The 21642-nt window shown below is 72.5% G+C and carries 24 protein-coding genes; 16 read left to right on the forward strand and 8 right to left on the reverse strand.

Features of this window, described 5'->3' with window-relative positions:
* A complete protein-coding gene (locus tag HZF07_RS11225) occupies positions 1-1866 on the forward strand; it encodes an FG-GAP repeat domain-containing protein (RefSeq protein WP_157341673.1) in 1866 nt (621 codons plus the stop codon).
* On the opposite strand, the gene HZF07_RS11230 is transcribed toward HZF07_RS11225, so the two are convergent.
* From HZF07_RS11230 to mgrA, 3 genes are read right to left on the reverse strand one after another with little or no spacing between them, the layout of a single operon-like run.
* The gene (locus HZF07_RS11230) at positions 1853-2302 is read right to left on the reverse strand and encodes a hypothetical protein (protein WP_157341675.1); all 450 of its coding nucleotides are present in this window, start codon (positions 2300-2302) and stop codon (positions 1853-1855) included. The genes HZF07_RS11225 and HZF07_RS11230 overlap by 14 nt on opposite strands.
* A gap of 13 nt (positions 2303-2315) precedes the next feature.
* The gene (locus tag HZF07_RS11235; RefSeq protein ID WP_157341677.1) at positions 2316-2981 is read right to left on the reverse strand and encodes a GntR family transcriptional regulator; all 666 of its coding nucleotides are present in this window, start codon (positions 2979-2981) and stop codon (positions 2316-2318) included.
* Between the two features lie 2 nt (positions 2982-2983).
* Positions 2984-4027 (reverse strand): L-glyceraldehyde 3-phosphate reductase, encoded by a 1044-nt coding sequence (mgrA, locus tag HZF07_RS11240; RefSeq protein WP_157341679.1) that lies wholly within the window; start codon positions 4025-4027, stop codon positions 2984-2986.
* Positions 4028-4479: 452 nt separating this feature from the next.
* On the opposite strand from mgrA, the gene HZF07_RS24695 reads away from it, so the two are divergent.
* Together HZF07_RS24695 and HZF07_RS24700 are read left to right on the forward strand one after the other, a co-directional pair.
* Positions 4480-5034 (forward strand): 13E12 repeat family protein, encoded by a 555-nt coding sequence (locus tag HZF07_RS24695; protein ID WP_396954807.1) that lies wholly within the window; start codon positions 4480-4482, stop codon positions 5032-5034.
* A complete protein-coding gene (locus HZF07_RS24700) occupies positions 5010-5504 on the forward strand; it encodes an HNH endonuclease signature motif containing protein (RefSeq protein WP_396954808.1) in 495 nt (164 codons plus the stop codon). The genes HZF07_RS24695 and HZF07_RS24700 overlap by 25 nt, the downstream gene beginning before the upstream one ends.
* Before the next feature lie 123 nt (positions 5505-5627).
* On the opposite strand, the gene HZF07_RS11250 is transcribed toward HZF07_RS24700, so the two are convergent.
* Positions 5628-6239 (reverse strand): TetR/AcrR family transcriptional regulator, encoded by a 612-nt coding sequence (locus HZF07_RS11250; protein ID WP_157341681.1) that lies wholly within the window; start codon positions 6237-6239, stop codon positions 5628-5630.
* A gap of 43 nt (positions 6240-6282) precedes the next feature.
* On the opposite strand from HZF07_RS11250, the gene HZF07_RS11255 reads away from it, so the two are divergent.
* From HZF07_RS11255 to HZF07_RS11290, 8 genes are read left to right on the forward strand one after another with little or no spacing between them, the layout of a single operon-like run.
* Positions 6283-7035 carry an SDR family oxidoreductase gene (locus tag HZF07_RS11255; RefSeq protein ID WP_309504700.1) on the forward strand — a complete coding sequence of 251 codons (753 nt, stop codon included), beginning with the start codon at positions 6283-6285 and terminating at the stop codon, positions 7033-7035.
* The gene (locus HZF07_RS11260) at positions 7035-7823 is read left to right on the forward strand and encodes an SDR family oxidoreductase (RefSeq protein WP_157341685.1); all 789 of its coding nucleotides are present in this window, start codon (positions 7035-7037) and stop codon (positions 7821-7823) included. The genes HZF07_RS11255 and HZF07_RS11260 overlap by 1 nt, the downstream gene beginning before the upstream one ends.
* A complete protein-coding gene (locus tag HZF07_RS11265; protein WP_157341687.1) occupies positions 7820-8845 on the forward strand; it encodes a phosphotransferase family protein in 1026 nt (341 codons plus the stop codon). The genes HZF07_RS11260 and HZF07_RS11265 overlap by 4 nt, the downstream gene beginning before the upstream one ends.
* 1 nt (position 8846) lies before the next feature.
* Positions 8847-10076, forward strand: a complete 1230-nt coding sequence (locus HZF07_RS11270) for an acyl-CoA dehydrogenase family protein (RefSeq protein ID WP_157341689.1) — start codon at positions 8847-8849, stop codon at positions 10074-10076.
* Positions 10076-11254, forward strand: coding sequence for an acyl-CoA dehydrogenase family protein (locus HZF07_RS11275; protein ID WP_181645070.1), 1179 nt, complete (start codon positions 10076-10078; stop codon positions 11252-11254). The genes HZF07_RS11270 and HZF07_RS11275 overlap by 1 nt, the downstream gene beginning before the upstream one ends.
* Positions 11251-12291: an acyl-CoA dehydrogenase family protein gene (locus HZF07_RS11280; protein WP_157341691.1), complete on the forward strand. Its 1041-nt coding sequence runs from the start codon at positions 11251-11253 to the stop codon at positions 12289-12291. The genes HZF07_RS11275 and HZF07_RS11280 overlap by 4 nt, the downstream gene beginning before the upstream one ends.
* Position 12292: 1 nt before the next feature.
* Positions 12293-13444 (forward strand): acyl-CoA dehydrogenase family protein, encoded by a 1152-nt coding sequence (locus tag HZF07_RS11285; protein WP_157341693.1) that lies wholly within the window; start codon positions 12293-12295, stop codon positions 13442-13444.
* A gap of 19 nt (positions 13445-13463) precedes the next feature.
* The gene (locus HZF07_RS11290) at positions 13464-14405 is read left to right on the forward strand and encodes an alpha/beta hydrolase (protein WP_157341695.1); all 942 of its coding nucleotides are present in this window, start codon (positions 13464-13466) and stop codon (positions 14403-14405) included.
* Here HZF07_RS11290 and tsaA read toward each other — a convergent pair.
* Positions 14402-14851, reverse strand: coding sequence for a tRNA (N6-threonylcarbamoyladenosine(37)-N6)-methyltransferase TrmO (tsaA, locus tag HZF07_RS11295; protein WP_157341697.1), 450 nt, complete (start codon positions 14849-14851; stop codon positions 14402-14404). The genes HZF07_RS11290 and tsaA overlap by 4 nt on opposite strands.
* Positions 14852-15263: 412 nt before the next feature.
* Here tsaA and HZF07_RS11300 point away from each other — a divergent pair, with 412 nt between their 5' ends.
* The 4 genes from HZF07_RS11300 to HZF07_RS11315 all read left to right on the forward strand — a co-directional run bounded on the left by HZF07_RS11300 (position 15264) and on the right by HZF07_RS11315 (position 18100).
* Positions 15264-15602, forward strand: coding sequence for a PRC-barrel domain-containing protein (locus HZF07_RS11300; RefSeq protein WP_157341699.1), 339 nt, complete (start codon positions 15264-15266; stop codon positions 15600-15602).
* A 110-nt stretch (positions 15603-15712) separates the two neighbouring features.
* Positions 15713-16444 carry a hypothetical protein gene (locus HZF07_RS11305; RefSeq protein WP_157341701.1) on the forward strand — a complete coding sequence of 244 codons (732 nt, stop codon included), beginning with the start codon at positions 15713-15715 and terminating at the stop codon, positions 16442-16444.
* Positions 16445-16554: 110 nt separating this feature from the next.
* A complete protein-coding gene (locus HZF07_RS11310) occupies positions 16555-16959 on the forward strand; it encodes a YciI family protein (RefSeq protein ID WP_157341703.1) in 405 nt (134 codons plus the stop codon).
* A gap of 4 nt (positions 16960-16963) precedes the next feature.
* On the forward strand, positions 16964-18100 hold the full coding sequence (locus HZF07_RS11315; RefSeq protein WP_181645071.1) for an RNA polymerase sigma factor: 1137 nt from the start codon (positions 16964-16966) through the stop codon (positions 18098-18100).
* Here the strand turns inward: HZF07_RS11315 and HZF07_RS11320 are convergent.
* Positions 18063-18683, reverse strand: a complete 621-nt coding sequence (locus tag HZF07_RS11320; RefSeq protein WP_157341705.1) for a TetR family transcriptional regulator — start codon at positions 18681-18683, stop codon at positions 18063-18065. The two genes, HZF07_RS11315 and HZF07_RS11320, sit on opposite strands and share 38 nt — an antisense overlap.
* 78 nt (positions 18684-18761) lie before the next feature.
* Between HZF07_RS11320 and HZF07_RS11325 the strand changes: the two genes are divergently transcribed.
* Positions 18762-20156: a serine hydrolase domain-containing protein gene (locus tag HZF07_RS11325; RefSeq protein WP_157341707.1), complete on the forward strand. Its 1395-nt coding sequence runs from the start codon at positions 18762-18764 to the stop codon at positions 20154-20156.
* On the opposite strand, the gene HZF07_RS11330 is transcribed toward HZF07_RS11325, so the two are convergent.
* Together HZF07_RS11330 and HZF07_RS11335 are read right to left on the reverse strand one after the other, a co-directional pair.
* Complete coding sequence (locus tag HZF07_RS11330) at positions 20149-20877, reverse strand: alpha/beta fold hydrolase (protein ID WP_181645072.1); 729 nt, start codon at positions 20875-20877, stop codon at positions 20149-20151. The genes HZF07_RS11325 and HZF07_RS11330 overlap by 8 nt on opposite strands.
* Positions 20874-21593, reverse strand: coding sequence for a hypothetical protein (locus HZF07_RS11335; protein ID WP_157341709.1), 720 nt, complete (start codon positions 21591-21593; stop codon positions 20874-20876). The genes HZF07_RS11330 and HZF07_RS11335 overlap by 4 nt, the downstream gene beginning before the upstream one ends.
* Between the last annotated feature and the right edge of the window lie 49 nt (positions 21594-21642).

Here is a 21642-nt window from a genome sequence, read left to right on the forward strand (position 1 = left end):
GTGACCGACTCCGCACGCCGCCGTCCCCTCACGAGCCGGCGCAGCGCGGCCGTCGCCGTGCTCGCGACTGCCTGCGCGGCGACCGTTCCCCTCGTCGCCCTCGGCCAGGGCGCGGTCGACGCCGATGCACCCGCATTCCAGCGGGTGGACATCGACACCGGGATCGTCGGCGCCAGCTTCACCACGGTAGGCGAGGTGTTCGACGACGAGCAGGACATCGTGACCAGCGGGTACGGCCTCCTCGACGCGAACGGTCGCCCCGTCGGTGGCGGGACGCTCCAGGTCTACCGCCCCACCGGGCACCTGGGCAGCTGGACCACGATGCCGGTCTTCGGTGCCGACGCCGGCATCGTCTTCCCGAACGCGACCTCGATCGAGGACGTGGACGGCGACGGCGACGGCGACATCATCGTGCCGTCGGGCTACTTCTTCGGCACCGATCCGGCGCCCGGCACGCCCGCCATGCTCAGCACGACCGGCGCGATCACGTGGTGGGAGAACCGCGGCACCGGGACCCCCTTTGCGAAGCACGTCGTCGTCCAGGGGCAAGCGGGCTCCTACCACGGCGTGCAGCTCGCCGACCTGGACGGCGACGGCGTCAAGGACCTGATCAGCGTGAGCGAGGAGGCCAAAGCCGCTGGCGAGCTCACGGACGACGAGGTCACGACGCAGTTCTTCAAGGGGACAGGCTCCGGCACGTTCGCCGCTCCCGTGACTCTCGCCGCCGGCCTCGGCGGCAGCCAGCCGGTGATCCACGACGTCGACGGGGACGGCGACCTCGACATCGTGACCTCGCAGTACTTCCGCACGATCAACGACGTGACGACCTCGGCGGCGTACCTCTGGCTCGAGAACAAGCACTCGACCGGGGCGCTCAGCAGCGCCGACTTCACCCCCCACACGATCGCGAAGACCGCGGACGTCGGCATGGGCTTCCAGATCCGGCCGGTGCCCGGCTTCCGCGAGCCGGGCAAGGTCAGCTGGATCGGCACCAACCACGTCAACCGGTGCACGTTCAAGATCCTGCTGCCCGCCTTCGCGTGGCCGGAGCAGGTCATCGAGTTCACCCCCGGTGCCGACCTCACGGCGCCGTGGACCCGCACCACGCTCTCGGACCCGGCGACCGCGCCCGAACCCTGCCCGGCCGACTACAACAACCGCGCCAAGTACCTCGAGTGGAGCAACGCGATCACCTCGCGCTACGGCCCCGGCCAGGGCGCGCCCGGCGTGTTCGGGTACGGCGACCTGGACGGCGACCAAGACGTCGACCTGGCAGTGTCCGGCGACGGCGACCGTCGACTCTGGTGGGTGGAGAACAGGGGTGGTGCCGGCACCGCCCTGCACCAGCTCACCAACCCCGGCGAGTACTTCGGCCAGGCCGGCGGCGCCGCTGTCGTCGACCTGAACGGCAACGGCACGAGCGAGCTGATCTTCAGCTCGTTCGACACCAACACGCTGGCGGTCTGGAGCCGCGATCCGATCACCTACGCCCCGAAGCCCCCGGCGCCGACGGCCACGCCCACCGTGACGCCGAAGACCATCAAGAGCACCCTGGCTGTCACGCCTGCCAAGCGCTCGGCCAAGGCCGGGACGAAGGTGACCTTTCAGGTCCGGCTGAAGACAGCTCCGGGTGGCGCCGCCCGCACCGTCTCGGTGGTCTTCGACCCCACGACCAAGGGCAGGACGGTCAAGGTCGGCACGGTGAAGCTCAGGCCCGTCGGCTCCGCCGGTGTGCGGCGCGGCCGCGTCACCTTCGTCGTACGGAAGGCGGGCAAGGTCGTGGTGACCTACGCCGGCTCCACGGTGTCCCCGACGCTGAACGACACCAAGGCCATCGACGCCGCCCGGGTTCTCATCCGCCGCTGAGGTAGCGCTGGCCCACCTGCTGCGCGGCCCGGCGACGGGCCGCGTAGCGGGTGCCGAGCACCAGGTGCACGGCGATCCCCACGAACATCAGGATCGTGAGGTAGGTGTGCATCGGCTCGTTGTGGAGGTTGGTCTGGGAGACCCAGATCAGCACCCCGAGCGCGTAGCCGAAGTAGATGTGGAAGACCTTCAGGGTCCGTCGCGGGCGAACGAACCCGAAGACGTAGATCGACAGCGCCAGATGCGTGGTGTTGAGCCCGATCACCAGCGCGACCAGGACACCGGCCAGCAGCGACCGATCACCGGGCAGGTAGTGCACTGCCGTGGCGGCGACCATCACCGGCAGCAGGACCCAGCCCACGCGGCGGTTGAACGCTCCGGCGCGCTGGCGTCGGCGCAGGGCCGCGACCGACGGGTGCCGGGCGACGGTGGTCACGGCCGGCCCCGACTCAGGACCCGATGGTGTCGTCGCTGAGTGCCTCGACGGCCCGCTCGACCTGGCGCCAGATGGAGGTGACGGCCGCGACGGCGCTCTCCACGTCGGCGTCCTCGGCCGAGGCGAGGACTGCGGAGTGCAACGAGACCTGGAGCGCGAGGTACTCGATCGGGTCGAGGAGCCGCACCAGTCGCTGGAGTCGGGGCAGCAGCGCCTGGAAGGCACGGGACAGCTCCACACTGCCGCAGCGGTCGAGCAGCACCTCGCCATACCTGTCCGCCTCGGCGAAGGCGGTCACGAGGTCGCCGCTGCGGTAGGCGAGGTCGAAGTCGAGCGACACCCGGCGCAGCGTCGCGACGTCGCCCGGCACCAGGCGCGGCAGCGCCCAGCGGAGCACGTACTCCATGAGCAGGCCGCTGACCCGGAAGACGTCGGCGGCGTCGCGGCGGCTCAGCGGCGCCACCGTGGCGCCGCGGTTGCGCTGCACCACGACCAGGCCCTCGGACGCGAGCTGGGCGAACGCCTCTCGCAGCGGTGAGTTGGAGACGCCGAACCGCTGCATGACGACCTCGGTGCGCAGCGGCTCTCCCGGCGCGAGCCGGCCGCTGACGATGTCGTCGCGCAGAGCGGCGACGACGTTCTCGCGCAGCGCGCCGTGCTCGTGCGCGATGGTGCTCATGCCTACTCCTCGGTCTGCTTGGCCCAGAGGTTGATCCCGGCCTCGACTGCATCTTCGTCGATCGCACGCAGCTCTGCGTCGGAAAGCCGCGGGAACGTGAGGGAGTCGAGGTTGGTGTCGAGCTGCTCGACCGAGCTCGCGCCGATCACCGCGGAGGTGACCCGCGGGTCGCGCAGCGCCCACTGCAGCGCGAGCTGGGCGAGCTTCTGGCCGCGCGCCTGCGCGATCTCGTTGAGCGCGCGCACGTGCCGGAGCTTCGACTCCTCCAGGTGGTCCTCGCCGATGCTCGACCCCGACCGCGCCGCGCGCGAGTCGCCGGGCACGCCGTCGAGGTAGCGATCGGTGAGCAGCCCCTGAGCGAGCGGGCTGAACACGATGCAGCCCATGCCCTGCTGCTCGAGCTCGTCGAGGAGGTCCTCCTCGATCCAGCGGTTGAGCATGGAGTAGGACGGCTGGTGGATGAGCAGCGGGGTGCCCAGGTCGCGGGCGATCGCCGCCGCCTCGTTGGTCTTCGCGGCGGAGTAGGACGAGATGCCGGCGTACAGCGCCTTGCCCTGCCGAACCGCGTGGTCCAGCGCCATCATCGTCTCCTCGACCGGGGTGTCGGGGTCGAAGCGGTGGCTGTAGAAGATGTCGACGTAGTCGAGGCCCATCCGTCCCAGCGACTGGTCGAGCGAGGCGAGGACGTACTTCCGCGAGCCGCCGCCCTGCCCGTAGGGCCCCGGCCACATGTCGTAGCCCGCCTTGGTCGAGATGATCAGCTCGTCCCGGTAGGACGCGAAGTCGTCGCGCAGGTAGCGCCCGAAGTTCTCCTCGGCCCGGCCGTACGGCGGCCCGTAGTTGTTGGCCAGGTCGAAGTGCGTCACGCCGCGGTCGAACGCCCGCCGCAGGATCGCCCGCTGGGTCTCCTCCGACCGGTCGGTCCCGAAGTTCTGCCACAGGCCCAGCGAGATCACCGGCAGCTGCAATCCGCTGCGACCCGTGAAGCGGTACTGCATGCCGGTGGCGGCGGTGTCGTAGCGGTTCTCGGCCGCGTCGTACGTCATGAGGGGATCCTCCCATCCCGCCGCGGCAGCGGTGGTGGAGGAAGGCGCGCCAGCGCCTGTCTCGAAACCACCGCTCCTCTGAGAGCGGCCTGCGGGTTGTCTGGGGTCGCCGCCGCAAGGCAGCAAAGCGGGCCAGGTGGGGCGGCGGGTTGCGGTCGCCTCCCGGGCTTCCGGCCGCCTCCCTCGCCCTCACAAATTGTTCCTGTGGATTGTCCACATACCGGGCAAACACTGGGTCCTGGGGCCCTGACTGTCGGTGGTCAGTGTTTGGATTTGTCTATGACAGCGATCGCCACCCCTCACCACCGAGTGTCGGTGGCGACCGCCCGTGTCCACCAGGAGCTCGACGCCGTGGTCGGGGCGTCGGTGTGGTCGATGGACGCGGCCGAGACCGCCGCGACCCTTGTCGGCTTGGCGCGGGCGAGGGCGAGGCGCACGCCGACGACCTCCACGTGGGACAGGACGTCGCCGCATCGTCGGCGGCGAACTGGTTGGCCCACCAGACCAAGCAGACCCGCGCCGAGACCCACCGGACGGTGCGGCTCGGGCACGACCTCGAGCAGCACCCGCTCACTAGGGACGCGCTAGCTGCCGGCCGGGTCTGTGCCGACCAGGCCCGCGTCATCGTCCAGGCCGTCGACCGGCTCCCCGCCGACGTGCAGCCTCGCGCCGAGCAGCACCTGCTGGCCGAAGCCGCCCACCACGACGCCAAGACCCTGCGCATCCTGGGCAAGCGGCTCCACGAGGTCATCCACCCCGACGCCGCCGACGCCCACGAAGCCGCCCTGCTGGAACGTGAGGAGGCGGCGGCGATGCAGGCGTGCCGGCTCACCCTGCGCGACGACGGCCACGGCACCACCCACCTGCGTGGCCAGATCCCCACGTTCCACGGCGCCGCGCTGCGCAAGATGCTGGCCGCGATCACCGCCCCCAAGCACCAACGCGCCGTGTCCGGCGCGGAGCAGCTCCGCGGCCCGACGCGATGGGCCGGGCGCTCTGCACGCTGATCGAGCGCTACCCGGTCACGCAGCTGCCCAAGCTGGGCGGCCTCACCGCCACCCTGGTCGTCACCATCACCGAAGACTCCCTGATGGGACGGGTCGAGCAGGCCGGTCTCCTCGACACCGGCGACCGCATCTCCCCCGGCCAGGCGCGGCGACTGCTGTGCGAGGCCGGCGTCATCCCGGTCGTCCTGGGCGGTGACTCGATGCCGATCGACGTGGGCCGGGAGCGGCGCTTCCACCCGACGTACCAGCGCATCGCCATCACGGTCCGTGACCAGGGCTGCCGCGCCGAGGGCTGCGACCGCAAGCTCGGCCTCCACACCCACCACGAGACCCGGTGGGCCGACGGCGGGACCACCACCGTCGATCAAGGCATCAGCCTGTGCCCGTGGCACCACTCCCGCATCCACGACACCGCCTACGAGACCCAGATGCAGCCCACCGGCAAGGTCGCCTTCCACCGGCGGACGTAGAACGGAGATCTTGATCCACCAGGTGCATCAGAATCTCCGCTCAAGCACCTGCGCGCCCGACCGCAGGTCGGCGTCCTCCCGATAGGCGCCACGGCGCCGAGAGGACGACGACATCCAGCGCCGCTACTCCGCGACGCCCACCATCCGCAGCGCGAGCAGGCGGTAGTGCGCGGCCACCTCGTCGGGGGTCCAGCGGCCGCCGTCGCGGTACCAGCGGGCGACGTCGATGCCGAGGGAGAGGATCGCGAGGGCGGTCATCCGGGCGTCAGGGGTGGCGAAGGCGCCGGCGGCGACGCCCCGATCGATCACGTCGCGCACGACGACGTCGAACTCGTGCCGGACGGCGAGGATCTCGGCGTGGTGCTCCTCGCTCAGTGCCGCGAGCTCGTAGTTGATCACCCGCGCTCCGGTGTGGGCGACGGCGTGGTCGCGGACGAAGTCCTCGACGAGGTCGCCGAGCTGCTGCGCGGGGTCGTCGGAGCGGGCCACGGCGGCCCGGATCACCTCGAGCACGCGCTCGTGCCCGAGCCGGGAGAGCTCGAAGAGCAGCTCCTCCTTGGACCGGTGGTGCACGTAGAGCGCGGCCGGGCTCATCCCCGCGGCGGTCGAGATGTCGCGGGTCGTGGTGCCGTGGAAGCCGCGGGACGCGAACGCCTCGAGCGCCGCTTGGCCGAGCCGAGTACGGGCATCGGGCTCGAGGACCGGCTCGGGGGTGGACGCACTCACGAGACGCATGGTAAGCAAGCGCTTAGTCAGACCACAAGCACCAGGAGGAAGCGTGCAGGGACTCGCCGGCAAGGTGGCACTCGTGACGGGCGCGAGCCGTGGCATCGGGCTGGGCATCGCCCAGCGGCTCGTCGACGAGGGCGCCAAGGTCTGCCTGACCGCGCGGAAGCCGGAGGCGCTGGAGGAGGCGGTCGCCACCCTCGGCGGCCCCGACCACGCGATCGCCGTCGCGGGCAAGGCCGACGACCCGGAGCACCGCACGGACGCCGTACGCCGCACGATCGACGCGTTCGGCAGCCTCGACCTGCTCGTCAACAACGCCGGCATCAACCCGGTCCTCTCGATGCTCGTCGACATCGACCTCGGCGCCGCGCGCAAGATCGTCGAGGTCAACGCGCTCGGCGCCCTGGCCTGGGTGCAGGAGGCGCACCGCGCGTGGATGGGCGAGCACGGCGGCGCCGTCGTCAACATCTCGTCGGTCTCGGGCGTGAAGCCCGCCCCCGGCATCGCGATGTACGGCGCGTCCAAGGCGATGCTGATCAGCCTCACCGAGTCGCTCGCCGTCGAGCTCGGCCCGACGGTCCGGGTCAACGCGGTCGCTCCGGCGATCGTGAAGACCCAGTTCGCCGGCCCCCTCTTCGAGGGACGCGAGCAGGAGGTCGCGGACAGCTACCCGCTCAAGCGGCTCGGTGTCGTCGAGGACGTCGCCGGCGCGGTCGCCTACCTGCTCTCCGACGACGCTTCCTGGGTGACGGGCCAGACGATCACGCTCGACGGCGGCGTCACGCTGGCCGGCGGCCACTGATGGGAGCGCTCCACGACCAGGGCGTCATCGTCACCGGCGCCGGCCGCGGGATCGGCCGCGCGCTGGCGACCAGGGCGGCCCGGGAGGGCGCCCGCGTGGTCGTCAACGACCTGAACGCCGACAACGCCGCTGCCGTCGCCGCCGAGATCGGTGGCACTGCGATCGCCGGCGACGTCACCGCACCGGAGGTGCTGATCGACGCGGCCACCGAGGCTCTCGGCCGGGTGGACGTCTTCTTCGCCAACGCCGGCATCGATGGTGCCGGTGGTCACGACAGCCTCCAGACCCCTGACGACGTCTGGGACCGGGTAGTCAACGTCAACGTGATGGCCCACGTCCGCGCCGCCCGCGCCCTCGTGCCCCGCTGGCTCGAGGACGGCCGGGGCGGCCGGTTCGTCGTCACCGCCTCGGCCGCGGGCCTGCTGACGATGATCGGCAGCGCGCCGTACTCGGTCACCAAGCACGCCGCAGTCGGCTTCGCCGAGTGGCTCTCGGTCACGTACGGCGCGCGCGGGATCGACGTGCACGCGATCTGCCCGCAGGGCGTGAAGACCCAGATGCTCGAGGACGCGGGACCCTTGCAGGCGCTGCTCTCCCGCGACTCCGCGCTCGAGCCCGAGCAGGTCGCCGACGCCGCGTTCGCCGCGATCGAGGAGGGCCGGTTCCTGGTGCTGCCCCACGCCGAGGTCGCGGGCTACTACGCCGCGCGCGCCACCGACACCGAGCGGTGGCTGGCCGGCATGCGCCGGCTGCAGCAGAAGGTCGACGAGGCAGGGGCGCTGGGATGAGCGAGACCCCGGGCCTCGACCTGGCCGCCTTCCGCACCTGGTACGACGGGCAGCGCCCCGGCGAGATCGCCGGCGAGCTCAGCGGCCGCCTGATCGCCGGCGGCAGGTCCAACCTCACCTACGAGCTGAGCGACGGCACCTCCGCGTGGATCGTGCGCCGGCCACCGCTCGGCCACGTGCAGGCGACCGCGCACGACATGGGCCGCGAGTTCACCGTGATGTCGGCGCTCGCCGGGACCGACGTGCCCGTGCCTGCCACCTACGCCCACTGCGCCGACACCGAGGTGATCGGCGCACCGTTCTACGTGATGGAGCGGATCGAGGGCACTGCGTACCGCTCGGCCAGCCAGCTCGAGCCACTCGGGCCCGAGCGGACCGCCACGATCGCCGACCGGATGGTCGACGTCCTCGTGGCCCTCCACGCGGTCGACCCCGCCGCCGTCGGCCTGGCGGAGTTCGGCCGGCCGCAGGGGTTCCTCGAGCGCCAGGTGCGCCGGTGGGGCAAGCAGCTCGAGGGGTCGAAGACCACCGACCGGCCGAACGCCGACGAGCTGCACCGCCGTCTCACCGAGCGGGTGCCCGCCGACGACGACGCGTGGGCCGGGATCGTGCACGGCGACTACCGCCTCGACAACCTGCTCACGGGCTCCGACGACCACATCAAGGCGGTCGTGGACTGGGAGATGGCGACCCTCGGCGACGTCCGCACCGACCTGGCCCTGCTGCTCGTCTACGACCAGATCGCGGCGATCGCCGGAGGTGCGCTCGTCGCCGACGTGAGCCGGGCGCCCGGGTACCCGTCACCGCAGGCGCACCTCGACCGGTACGCCGCGACGAGCGGCCGCGACCTCGGCGACATGGGCTTCCACCTCGGGCTGGCGTTCTTCAAGCTCGCGGTGATCCTGGAGGGCATCCACTACCGGTTCCTCCAGGGTGCGACGGTCGGCGAGGGCTTCGACCGGATCGGCGCCGGCTTCGACCCCCTGATCAGTGCGGGCCTGGACGCCCTAGGAGAGGACTGACATGCACTTCGCCCACGACGAGCGCACGCTCGAGCTGATCGAGCAGCTCGAGGCCTTCATGGCCGAGCGGATCGTGCCCGCCGAGCCGGTGTTCCACCAGCAGCTCGGCGAGCTCGACGACCGGTGGGCGTGGAGCCAGGCGCCCGTCCTCAAGGAGCTCCAGGCCGAGGCCCGCGAGCGCGGGCTCTGGAACCTCTTCCTCCCCCAGGAGCACGCCGACTCCCCCGGCCTCACCAACCTCCAGTACGCGCCGCTCGCCGAGATCACGGGCCGCTCCGGGCACCTCGCACCGGCGGTGCTCAACTGCGCGGCTCCCGACACCGGCAACATGGAGGTGCTCTCGCTCTTCGGCACACCCGAGCAGAAGGAGCGCTGGCTGCAGCCGCTCCTCCGCGGTGAGATCCGCTCGGCGTTCGCGATGACCGAGCCCGACGTGGCCTCCTCCGACGCCACCAACATCGCGACCCGCATCGAGCGGGACGGCGACGAGTACGTCCTCAACGGCCGCAAGTGGTGGATCACCGGCGCGATGAACCCCAACGCCGAGATCCTCATCGTGATGGGCAAGACCGACCCGTCGGCGTCACGGCACCGCCAGCAGAGCATGATCCTGGTCCCGCGCGACACCCCGGGCCTCGAGGTGGTGCGCGGCATGGAGGTCTTCGGGTACGACGACCACGAGCACGGCGGCCACGCGGAGCTGCGGTTCACCGACCTGCGGGTCCCGGCGAGCAACCTGATCGGCGAGGAGGGCCACGGGTTCGCGATCGCCCAGGCCCGCCTCGGTCCTGGCCGCATCCACCACTGCATGCGCTCGATCGGCGTCGCCGAGGCGGCCATCGACCTGATGTGCCAGCGCGCGACCCAGCGGGTGGCGTTCGGCCGGCCGATCGCCCAGCAGGGCGTCGTCCGCGAGTGGATCGCCGAGTCGCGGGTGCGGATCGAGCAGCTCCGGCTGCTGGTGCTCAAGACCGCGTGGCTGATGGACACCGTCGGCAACCGCGGTGCGCACACCGAGATCCAGGCGATCAAGATCGCGACGCCCCAGACCGTGCAGTGGATCCTCGACAAGGCCATCCAGGTGCACGGCGCCGGCGGCCTCTCGCAGGACTTCCCGCTCGCCGCGGCGTACGCCGGCATCCGCACGCTGCGGTTCGCCGACGGGCCCGACGAGGTGCACAAGAACTCGCTCGCCAAGGCGGAGATCGCCCGGCACACGACGGAGGCGTAGTGGACGAGACCGAGCTGAGGCAGCGCGTCGAGACGCTCCTGGCGGAGCACCCGCCCGAGGCGACCGACCGGCTGGACTTCCTGCACGCGCGCTTCGACGCCGGGCTGGCCTGGGTGCACTTCCCCGAGGGCCTCGGCGGCCTCGGGCTGCCCCGCGGGATGCAGCCGCTCGTGGACAAGGCGCTCTACCGGGCCGGCGCTCCCGACAACGACCCCCGCAAGATCGGCATCGGGCTCGGCATGGCCGCGCCGACGATCCTGGCCTTCGGCACCGACGAGCAGAAGCAGCGCTACCTGCGCCCGCTGTGGTGCGGCGAGGAGGTGTGGTGCCAGCTCTTCTCCGAGCCCGGCGCCGGCTCCGACCTGGCCGGGCTCGCCACCCGCGCGGTGCTCGACGGCGACACGTGGATCGTCAACGGCCAGAAGGTGTGGACGTCCTCGGCACACCTCGCAGACCGCGCGATCCTGCTGGTCCGCACCGACCCCGACCAGCCCAAGCACGCCGGCCTGTCCTACTTCGTGCTGGACATGCACGACCCGGGCGTCGAGGTGCGGCCCCTGCGCCAGATCACCGGCGAGGCCGAGTTCAACGAGGTCTTCCTGACCGACGCCCGCATCCCCGACGGCGATCGCCTCGGCGACGTCGGCGCGGGCTGGCAGGTCGCCAACGCGACGCTCTCCAACGAGCGGGTCGCGATCGGCGGCGGCGCCTTCCCGCGTGAGTTCGGCATGGTCACGAGCGTCGCGAGGACCTGGCGCGAGCGCCCCGACCTCCGCACCCCGAGCACGCACGAACGGCTGCTGCGCGGTTGGATCGACACCGAGGTCGCCCGCATCACCGCGACCCGGCTGCGGCAGAAGATGGCCGCCGGCGTACCCGGGCCCGAGGGGTCGGCGATGAAGCTGTCCTTCGCCCGGATCAACCAGCAGCTCTCGGCGCTCGAGGTCGACCTGCTCGGCGACGACGGCCTGCGCTACGAGAGCTGGGAGATGCGCCGACCCACGCACGTCGACTTCTTCGGCAAGGACGCGGGCTACCGCTACCTGCGCGCGAAGGGCAACTCGATCGAGGGCGGCACCTCGGAGGTGCTGCGCAACGTGGTGTCGGAGCGGGTCCTCGGGCTGCCCAGCGAGCCCCGCGTCGACAAGGACGTCCCGTGGAAGGACCTACCCCGATGACGACTGCTCCCGCCGACGTCTCCCTCCTCGCCGACGACGTCGAGACCGACCTGCGGGCGTCGGTGCGCAAGGTCCTCGACAAGCACTGCACGCCCGAGGCGCTCAACGGCCTCTACGACGGCCGCGACGAGGTCACCGGCCCGCTGTGGTCGGCGTTCGTCGAGCTCGGCCTGCCGGGTCTGCTGGTGCCGGAGTCGCTGGGCGGCGCGGGCGCGTCCGCCCGCGAGGCCGCCGCCGTGCTGGAGGAGAGCGGCCGCGCCGCCGCGCCCTCGCCGTTCCTGACCTCCTCGGTCGTCGCGACCACCGTGCTGACCGCGCTCGGCGACACCGAGATCCTCCCGGCCCTGGCGGCCGGGGAGCAGACGGCCGCCCTGCTGGTGCGGCCGACCGCGCTGCGCCACGGCCCGGCTGCCCGCACGACGGTCGGCCTGCCCGCGGACGTGCTGCTGGTGCCCGAGGGCGACGCGCTCTACGCCGTCCGTGGCGCGCGCGTCACGCCGGTCTCGTCGCTCGACATGACCCGCCCGCTCGCCGAGGTGGACCTCACCGGCGCCGAGCGCACGCTGCTCGCCGAGGACGCCACGGCAGCCGTCGACGCGGGCCTCCTCATGGGTGCCGGGCTGCTGGCCAGCGAGCAGGTCGGCATCGCCCGCTGGGCGTTGGAGACGACGATCGCCTACCTCAAGGAGCGCCGGCAGTTCGGCCGGGTCGTCGGCGGCTTCCAGGCCCTCAAGCACCGGCTCGCGGACCTCTACGCCGAGGTCGAGCAGGCTGATGCCGCGGCCCGCTACGCCGCGGCCACGCTCGCGCTCGGTGACACCGACGCGCCCGTGGCGGTCGCGGTCGCCGGCTCCTTCTGCGGCGAGGCCGCGGTGCACGCCGCCGAGGAGGCCGTGCAGCTGCACGGCGGCATCGGCATGACCTGGGAGCACCCGGCCCACCTGCACCTCAAGCGGGCCAAGGCCGACGCGCTGCTGCTCGGCTCGCCCGAGGCGCACCGCGCCGCGCTCGCCGTACTCGTGGACCTGGAGGCCTGAGATGGATCTTTCGCTGAGCGACGAGCAGCAGGCGTTCCGCGACCTGGCGCGCGAGTTCCTCGACCGCGAGGCCGTGCCGCACCGCACCCAGTGGGACAGAGACGAGCAGGTCGACCTCGCGATCATCCCGAAGATGGCCGAGATCGGCTTCTTCGGACTCACGATCCCCGAGGAGTACGGCGGGCTCGGCGGCGACTACCTGACCTACGTGCTCGGGATGGAGGAGCTCGGCCGCGCCGACTCCGCGCTGCGCGGCATCGTGTCGGTGTCCAACGGGCTCTTCGGCAAGTCGGTGCTGGGCTTCGGCACCGAGGAGCAGAAGCAGGAGTGGCTGCCGCAGATCGCGAGCGGATCGGCGCTGGGGTGCTTCGGGCTGACGGAGCCCGACACCGGCTCCGACGCCGGCAACCTCACCTCGCGCGCCCGCCGCGACGGCGACTCCTACGTGCTCAACGGGCAGAAGCTCTTCATCACCAACGGCACCTGGGCCAAGGTGGCGCTGGTGTTCGCGCGCACGAGCGACGACGGCCCGCGCGGCGTCTCGGCGTTCCTCGTCCCGACGGACACGCCGGGCTTCGAGGCCCGCGAGGTCAAGGGCAAGCTCGGGTTGCGCGGCCAGGCCACGGCCGAGCTGTTCCTCTCCGACGTGCGCGTGCCCGCCTCGGCGCTGCTCGGCGAGGAGGGGCAGGGGTTCAAGATCGCGATGACCACGCTCGACAAGGGACGCGTCTCGGTGGCCGCCGGGTGCGTCGGCATCGTGCAGGGCTGCCTGGAGGAGTCGGTGGCCTACGCGACGACCCGCAAGCAGTTCGGCAAGCCGCTGGCGGGCTTCCAGCTCGTCCAGGAGCTGATCTCCGACATGTCGGTCGACGCCGACGCGGCGCGGCTCCTCGTGTGGCGCTGCGCGGACCTGATCGAGCGCGGGCTGCCGTTCCGCACCGAGGCGTCGAAGGCCAAGCTCTTCGCGTCGGAGGCCGCCGTCCGCGCCGCCAACAACGCGATCCAGGTCTACGGCGGCGCGGGGTACGTCGACGAGTACCCGGCCGAGAAGTACCTGCGCGACGCCCGCGTGATGACGCTCTACGAGGGCACCAGCCAGATCCAGAAGCTGCTCATCGGTCGCGCCGAGACCGGCGTCAACGCGTTCGTCTAGCCAAGGAGTCACCGCCCCCATGCCCCTCGACCCTCACCTGGCCGGACTGCTCGGGCTGATCGCCGCAGCCGGCCACCCGCCCATGTCGCAGCAGACGCCCGTCGAGGCCCGACGTGGCTTCCGGGCGCTGACCGTCGACCTGCGCGACCCGGCCTCGCTGCCCTCGGTCGCCTCCGTCGAGGACGTCGAGGTGCCCGGCGGCGACGGACCCCGTCCGGCGCGGATCTACCGCCCGCACGGCGACGGACCGCTGCCGACCGTCGTGATGTTCCACGGGGGCGGCTTCGTGATCGGCGACCTCGACACCCACGACCTGCTGGCCCGCACGATCGCGCGCGGCTGCGACGCCGTCGTCGTGTCCGTCGACTACCGTCTCGCCCCCGAGCACCCCTGGCCCGCCGGCATCGAGGACGCCATCGCCGCGACCCGCTGGGCCGCCTCCTCGCTCCCCTCCCTCGGCGGCTCCGACCTCGTGGCCGTGGCGGGAGACAGTGCGGGCGGCAACCTCGCCGCGGTCGCCGCCCAGACCCTGCGGGACGACGGTGTCGCGCTCGCCGGTCAGCTGCTGCTCTACCCGGTCACCGACCCCGGCGGCGACCACCCGTCGCACGCCGAGAACGGCACCGGCTACTTCCTCGACCTGGACACCATGGTCTGGTTCGACCACCAGTACGTCGGGCACCTCGCCGCCATCGACCGCACGGACCCGCGGCTGGCGCCGTACCACGGCGACCTCGCCGGTCTCGCCCCCACGGTGCTCGTCGTCGCCGAGTACGACCCGTTGCGCGACGACGGCCTCGCCTACGCGCGCGCCCTCGAGGCAGCGGGCGTCCGGGTCGAGGTGCGCACCTTCCCCGGCCTCATCCACGGGTTCGCCGACATGGGCCGGCACTCACCGGGCGCCCAGGCGGCCGTCGACGAGACGGTCGCGCTGTTCCGGAAGGTCCTGCACGGGTCCTAGCGGCCCCACGCCGGCTTCAGGTCGAGCAACGGCGTGCCGTCGAGGCAGTCGAGGCCGCGGACGAAGATGTTCGCGCCGTCGATGCGGTCCAGCGTGACGATCGAGGTGCCGATGGGGTTCGGTCGCAACGGCGAGCGCAGCGCGAACGTGCCCCGGAGCTCCCCCTCGTCGTTGCCCGGACGCTGCCGCACCAGGTCGCGACGGGAGAGGTGCAGCCAGTAGAGCACCTCGAGCCGCTCCAGAACCTCCATGCCCTCGACCGCCGCGACCCACGGTTCGAACACCTCGATCCGGAACGTCGGACCATCGGCGCTTCCCTGCCGCGGCGTCTCGGTGCGCGAGGTCCACGGGCTGTGGATGGTGCCGATGAACTCCAGGCCGGCATCGGCCGCCGCCGGTGGCGGGACGGCGACCTCGCCGTCCCGGAGCACGTCGTCGTGGTCCATGGCAGCCGAGTCTCCCACTTCTCCCAGCGTCGAGCCCGTGTGTTCGGCGCGGTCGTGGGTACTGCCCGGATCCCGGGGGACAAGAGACAACCGGGAGGGAACAGTGAGGAAGCTGTTCGGATCGACAGCGGGTCGCGGCGTCACGCTCGCGGCCGTGGCGGACGCTGCTGCCGTCGCCCCAGGTGCACCCCGACCGGCTCGTCCCGACGATCGTTGCGGCGTCCGGTGCCGGGAACCTGCCGACCCAGCTCCGCGGCGCGCTGCGCGGGGGGGCTGACCCAGGGCTGACCGGGCACGGGCTTCCTGGCGGGAGGGGACCCAGCGACCTGTGCCCGGTCTGCACGTTCTCGCGACCGGCAGGGGGCCGACAAAGGCGTCCGGGAGACACCCGGATCGAAGGAGGGAGACCGACATGAGCGACATGTGGGCATACCGAGACTCCACGTGGACCCAGGACCAGGACCTGGTCGGGTACGACGTGGAGGCGACCGACGGCTCGATCGGCAAGATCGACAAGGCGACGTACGAAGCGTCCGACGCCTACGTCGTCGTCGACACCGGCTTCTGGATCTTCGGCAAGAAGCGGCTGATCCCCGCCGGCGCGATCACCCGCGTGGATCACGACGACAAGGTCGCGCACGTGAGCATGACCAAGGACCAGATCAAGTCCGCGCCGGACTACGACAGCGACACCTGGGACGACACCGCGCGGACCCAGCACGGCGACTACTACGGCCCGTACGCCCGCTAGGCGCCACGACCAGGTCCCGGCCTGCCCCGGCGGCCGGGACCTGGTTCCCGCGCACCCCAGCAGCCCGCTGCCGGTCGGATAGCCTGCAGCCCCGAGCCGAGGGGGTTGCCATGGAATGGGTGCTCGTCGCGTTGGCCGTAGGCGGCTCGGGGTTGTTCGGTCGGCACTGGCAGCGCAGGCGCGCCCTCGCAGCAGAGTCGAGAGCAGAGCTCGAGGGCGTGCGCCGGCTGGCAGAGGAGGACGTCACGGTCCTCGGCGAGCAGCTGCGCCGGCTCGACGCCGAGGTCGCCGGGCGCCAGCTCGACGACGCCGCCCGGCTGGACTACCAGACGGCTCTCGACGCCTACGAGTCCGCCGGCCGCGCGGCGCCACGGATCAGCGGCCCCGACGAGATCAGCAAGGTCGTCGACACCCTCTCGGCGGGCCGCTACGCGCTGGCGTGCGTCCAGGCCCGGGTCGACGGGCGTCCGGTGCCGGAGCGGCGTGTCGCGTGCTTCTTCAATCCCCAGCACGGCCCGTCGACCGGAGACGTGATGTGGACGCCGCGCCGAGGTGGTGGCACCCGTCGCGTGCCGGCCTGCGCCCAGGACGCGGCGCGTGTGGCCGCGCACGAGGACCCCGAGGTCCGCACCGTCACGGTCCGCTCGCGGCAGGTCCCGTACTGGGAGGCGGGTGCTGCCTACCAGCCGTACGGAGAGGGGTACTTCGCGACCGCAGCCGTCATGACGTGGGCGTTCCAGGCGCCCAAGATCACCGCCTCCTGGTCCGACCCGGGCGGCAGCGGGCACGGCGGCGGCTTCGACGGCGTCGGCTTCGACGGCGGCGGCGGCGACGGGTCGTGACCTCGCCAGTCCCGATCGGCGTGCTCGGCCGATGTCGAGAACACGACCCCGGCTCCGTCCCAGCGTCGAACCGCCACAATGGCGGCACCGACCCTGAGGAGAGATCCACGATGGCGAAGTACCTGCTGCTCAAGCACTACCGCGGCGCGAAGCCGATCCCCTGTGAGCCGATGGACCAGTGGACCCCGGCCGAGATCGAGGCGCACATCGCGTTCATGGACCACGTGGCCGACCAGCTCCGCGAGCGCGGCGAGTTCGTCGACGCCCAGGCGCTGTCGCCGGAGGGCACGTTCGTCCGGTACGACGGGGAGGGCCGGCCGCCGGCGACCGATGGGCCGTTCGCGGAGACGAAGGACCTGATCGCCGGCTGGATGGTCATCGACGTCGAGTCCGTGGAGCGCGCGCACGAGGCGGCGGCGTTCCTGTCCTCGGCGCCCGGCCCCGGCGGCGAGCCGATCGGGGAGTGGATCGAGGTGCGCCCGTTCCTGGAGTACCCGCCGACCGTGACCGACTGAGCCCGTGGACGAGCTGGTCCGAGAGCTGGCGCCCCAGGTCCTCGGGGTCCTCGTCCGCCGCGGAGCCGACTTCGCGGCGGCCGAGGACGCCGTCCAGGAGGCGCTCGTCGAGGCGGTACGCCGGTGGCCGGACGACCCGCCGGACGACCCGAGGGCCTGGCTGATCACGGTCGCCTGGCGGAAGTTCCTCGACGCCAACCGGAGCGAGTCGGCGCGACGGACCCGGGAGGTGCGGGTCCATGAGGAGCCACCCGCCGGACCGGCCGAGGTGCGGGACGACACCCTGCTCCTGCTCTTCCTGTGCTGCCACCCGTCGTTGACGCCGGCGTCGGCCATCGCCCTCACCCTGCGGGCCGTCGGTGGCCTCACCACCGCCCAGATCGCCGCCGCCCACCTCGTGCCGGAGGCGACCATGGCGCAGCGGATCAGCCGCGCGAAGCGCACGGTCGCCCAGGCGGGCGTGGGCGAGCCGGGCGAGCTGAGCCGGGTGCTCAAGGTGCTCTACCTCGTCTTCAACGAGGGCTACACCGGCGACGTCGACCTGGCCGCCGAGGCGATCCGGCTGACCCGGATGCTGAGGCACGTCAGCGAGGAGCCGGAGGTCGCCGGCCTGCTGGCGCTGATGCTGCTGCACCACGCGCGACGGGCAGCGCGCTGGACCGACGAGGGTGCCCTCGTCCCGCTGGCCGACCAGGACCGCAGCCGCTGGGACACGACCCTGATCGCGGAGGGGGTCGAGATCCTGCAGGGCGCGCTGGCCTGCGACCGGCTCGGCGAGTACCAGGCCCAGGCCGCGATCGCGGCCCTGCACTGCGACGCCCGCACGGCCGAGGAGACCGACTGGACGCAGGTGCTCGAGTGGTACGACGAGCTGCTCGCGCTCACCGCCTCGCCGGTCGTCGCCCTCAACCGGGCCGTCGCCGTGGGCCAGGCCGACGGGCCGCTGGCCGGGCTGCGAGCGCTGGAGACCGTGCCGCCCGACGTACCCCGCCGCGTCGCCGTCGAGGCGTGGCTCCACGAGCGCGCCGGCGACATCGACGCGTCCGCGGTGCTCTACGCGCAGGCCGCGGCCGCGGCGAGCAGCACCGCCGAGCGCGACCACCTCACGCGTCAGGCCGCCCGTCTGCGACACGGCTCCTGAGCCCGGCGATGAGCGTCTCGACGCCGAACGACCAGACGTACTCGTAGTCCGCGACGTCCGTCGCCACCGACCGCACCAGCGGGAACGACTCGGGCGGCAGCTCGTCGAGATGGGTCTCGAGGATCGCTCCCCTCGCGACCATGCTGCGCTCCATGCCGATCATCAGCGCCAGGTACGACGCCGCCTTGACCGCCGCGAACGCGTCATTGGTGCTGAACCCGGCCTCGGCGAACGCGGCCAGCGCGACCTCGAACGAGGCGGCCGCCCGGGCGCCCTGCACCGGCCGCTGCCGCAGCGCGTGGAACGCCCCCGGGTGCGTCCCGGCCACGCCGGTGACGCCGTCGATGAACTGGCGGACCCAGTCGTCCCAGGCCACCGGGCCGGTCGGCAGCTTGGCCTCGTCGAGGAGCAGCTCCACGATGCCGTCCGTGACGGCCTCCCGGGTCGGGACGTGGTTGTAGAGCGAGGTGACGTGCACCCCCAGCGCGGCGGCGATCTTGCGCAGCGTGACGGCGTCGGGACCGTCCCGGTCGGCGAGTCGCACCGCAGTCTGCAGGATCCGCTCCCGCGTCAACGCCGGCATGGCCACCTCGCTCCTCTTGACAAACCTACAGCGTAGGTTAACGCTTACCTACACTGTAGGTACGCCCTAGGAGGAACCGTGTCTCTCACCCAGACCGAGCTCGAGAAGAAGCTCGCCGAGCTCATCGACCGCCACCACGTCCCTGGCGCCCAGCTCGCCGTCCTCGACGGCGACACGATCACGGAGGTCACGGCGGGTGTCCTGAGCATCCGCACCGGCTGCCCCGTCAGCACCGACGCGCTCTTCCTGCCGGGCTCGATCGGCAAGCTCTACACCGCCACGCTGGTGCTGATGCTCGCCGACGAGGGCCTGGTCGACCTCGACCAGCCCGTCAAGACCTACCTCCCCGACTTCGAGGTGCGGGACGCGCACGCCCGCGACAGCGTCACGGTGCGCGACCTGCTGCGCCACACGAGCGGCTTCGACGGGGACGTCTTCATCGACACCGGTCGCGGGGACGACGCGCTGCCGCGCTACCTGCAGGAGATCCGCGACCTTCCCCAGATCGCCGACCCCGGCACGATCTGGAGCTACAGCAACAGCGGCTACTCGATCCTCGGCCGGCTCGTGGAGGTCGTCGCCGACACGGTGTTCGAGACCGCGCTGCGCGAGCGGCTGCTCGAGCCACTCGGGCTGGAGCACTCCGTGGTCTTCCCCGAGGAGGTGATCGGCCACCCGCACGCGATGGGCCACGTGCCGAACCCCGAGGACCCGGGTTCCCTGATGGTCAGCCCGCAGTGGGGCCTCTTCCGCTCCTGCGGCCCGATGGGGGCGTCGCTGGTCGCCAGCGCCGGGGACGTGATCCGGTTCGCCCTGCTCCACCTCGACGGCGGCGTCGCCGCCGACGGCACGCGCCTGCTGTCCGCCGAGATCGTCGCGGCGGCCCAGCAGCCGCAGATCGACCTGGTCGACGACACCGTGCTCGGGGAGTCCTGGGGGCTGGGCTGGATCCTGGACCACTTCGGCGACGTCGCGGTGATCGGCCACGACGGCAACTCGCTGGGCCAGAACGCGTTCATGCGGGTCGCTCCCGCGCAGCGGTTCGGCTTCTGCCTGCAGACCAACGTCGAGAGCGCGCTGGCGATGTACCGCGAGCTCGCCGACTGGCTGTTCGAGGAGCGCCTCGGGGTCACGACCCGGCAGGACCCGGCGGCGCTGGACTCACCGGTCGTCGCCGACCCGAGCCGCTACGTCGGCACCTACCAGCGCGAGGGGCTGGTCTTCGAGATCGCCGAGGCCGAGGATGGTTCGCTCGTGGCGAGCGTCAGGGCCTCGCACGCCGCGGCCGAGATGCAGAACCTGCCGCCGATGGACGACCTCCCGCTGGTGCCCGTCGTGCGCGACGGCTCGTTCCTGCTGGAGCTGCCGATCGCCGACAGCGCGCTGCTGGCGGTGTTCTTCAACCCGGCCGACGCGTCCGCCGCGCCGACCTACCTCCACTTCGGCGGGCGAGCCCACCGGCGCGTCAGCTGACCAGCAGACCGGCCACCGCTGCCGGCTCCTCGACGTGCGCGTTGTGCCCGAGGCCCGGCAGCGTGACCGGATCGGCCACGAGGGCGCGCAGGTCAGCGTCCGACACCATCGGGTCGTGCTCGCCGCGCGCCAGCACCACCGGGCACCCGGCGTGCGCGACCAGCCGGGCCATGTCCGGCACCCCGACGCCGAACGTCGCCGGGTCCTGGGCGACCCGCCAGCCCTCGGCGGTCCGGACGACCCCCGCCCCCACGGCGGGGTCGTCCGGGTCGACGAGCCCGGTCAGGCCGGCCAGCCTGAGGTAGCGCGCGACCGCCTCGGCGCGGGTCGCCACGTGCGCCACGGGCCGCTCGGCCACCCGAGCGGCCGCCGCGACGTGCTCGACCGGCCAGACGACCTTGACCCCGAACGCGACGACCGCGCTCGCGACGTCCGCGAGCTCGAGGGCCACCACGCCGCCCATCGAGTGCCCTAGCACGACGACCTCCCGGCCCGGCGGCAGCAGGGCGCGAACGGCGGCCGCGTGCCGCGCGAACGTGTACGGCGGGTCCCAGTCGCTGCGCCCGTGCCCCGGCAGGTCGACGGCCAGCCAGCCGCCGGGCCAGGCGTCGGCGAGCACGCGCTCCACCCCGGCGTACACGTCGGCGGTGGCGCCCAGCCCCGGCAGCAGCACCAGCAGCGGCCCGGCCTCGGATCCCCCGTGGCGCGACCAGGTCGTCACGGCAAGCCGACGATCGCGGTGACGACGGTGCCCCCGACGGCGTTCACGCCGACGGCGAGCAGGAACGCCCACCCGCCGGTCAACCGCTTCTCGGGCCGGGCCGGTCGCAGCAGGCCGGTCGGCCCGCCGAGGACGAGGAACGCGATCAGCCCGAGCGGGAACGCCGCCCACACCAACCAGAACCACGCCCACCGGGTCGCCCGCCACGGCCGCGGCGTGGCGAGCAGGAGCACGAGGACGCCGAAGACGAGGACGACCGCGAGCTGCGAGACTCGCTGGGGCACCCGCCAGGACCCGACCTCGTCGTAGGGCCGCCACCCGTCGCGTTCGACCTCGAGACCCGGCCGGAGCTCGCGGAGCGAGTCGCTCACGGAGCCGACGAACACCGGGCCCTCCGGAGAGTTTCCCGCGTCGCGCCGCGAGGTCGCCTCGGTGACGGTGCTGACCCGCCACAGCCAGCCGTCGCGCCACACGAGGTCCACGGTCGCGGACCCGCGCCCCTCGCCGAGACCGCCGTGGACCGTCACGGCGTCCACCTCGCCGCGCTCGATCGCTGTCTGGAGCGCGACGTACGACGCCGGTCGCTGTCCGGCGAGCACCAGCGTCCCGGCGAGCACGAGCGCGACCGCCAGCAGCAGCCAGGCGACGGCGCGCCGCGCCACGTGCGCGACCCGAGCCCGGTCGGTGGTCGGCGTCTCGGCGGTCTCCGCGCTCACGCGCGCACCGTAGCGGGATCAGCGCCCCGCCGCGAGCAGCCCCGGCTGC

The sequence above is a fragment of the Nocardioides agri genome (assembly GCF_013778305.1).
Classification (GTDB): Bacteria; Actinomycetota; Actinomycetes; order Propionibacteriales; family Nocardioidaceae; genus Nocardioides; species Nocardioides agri.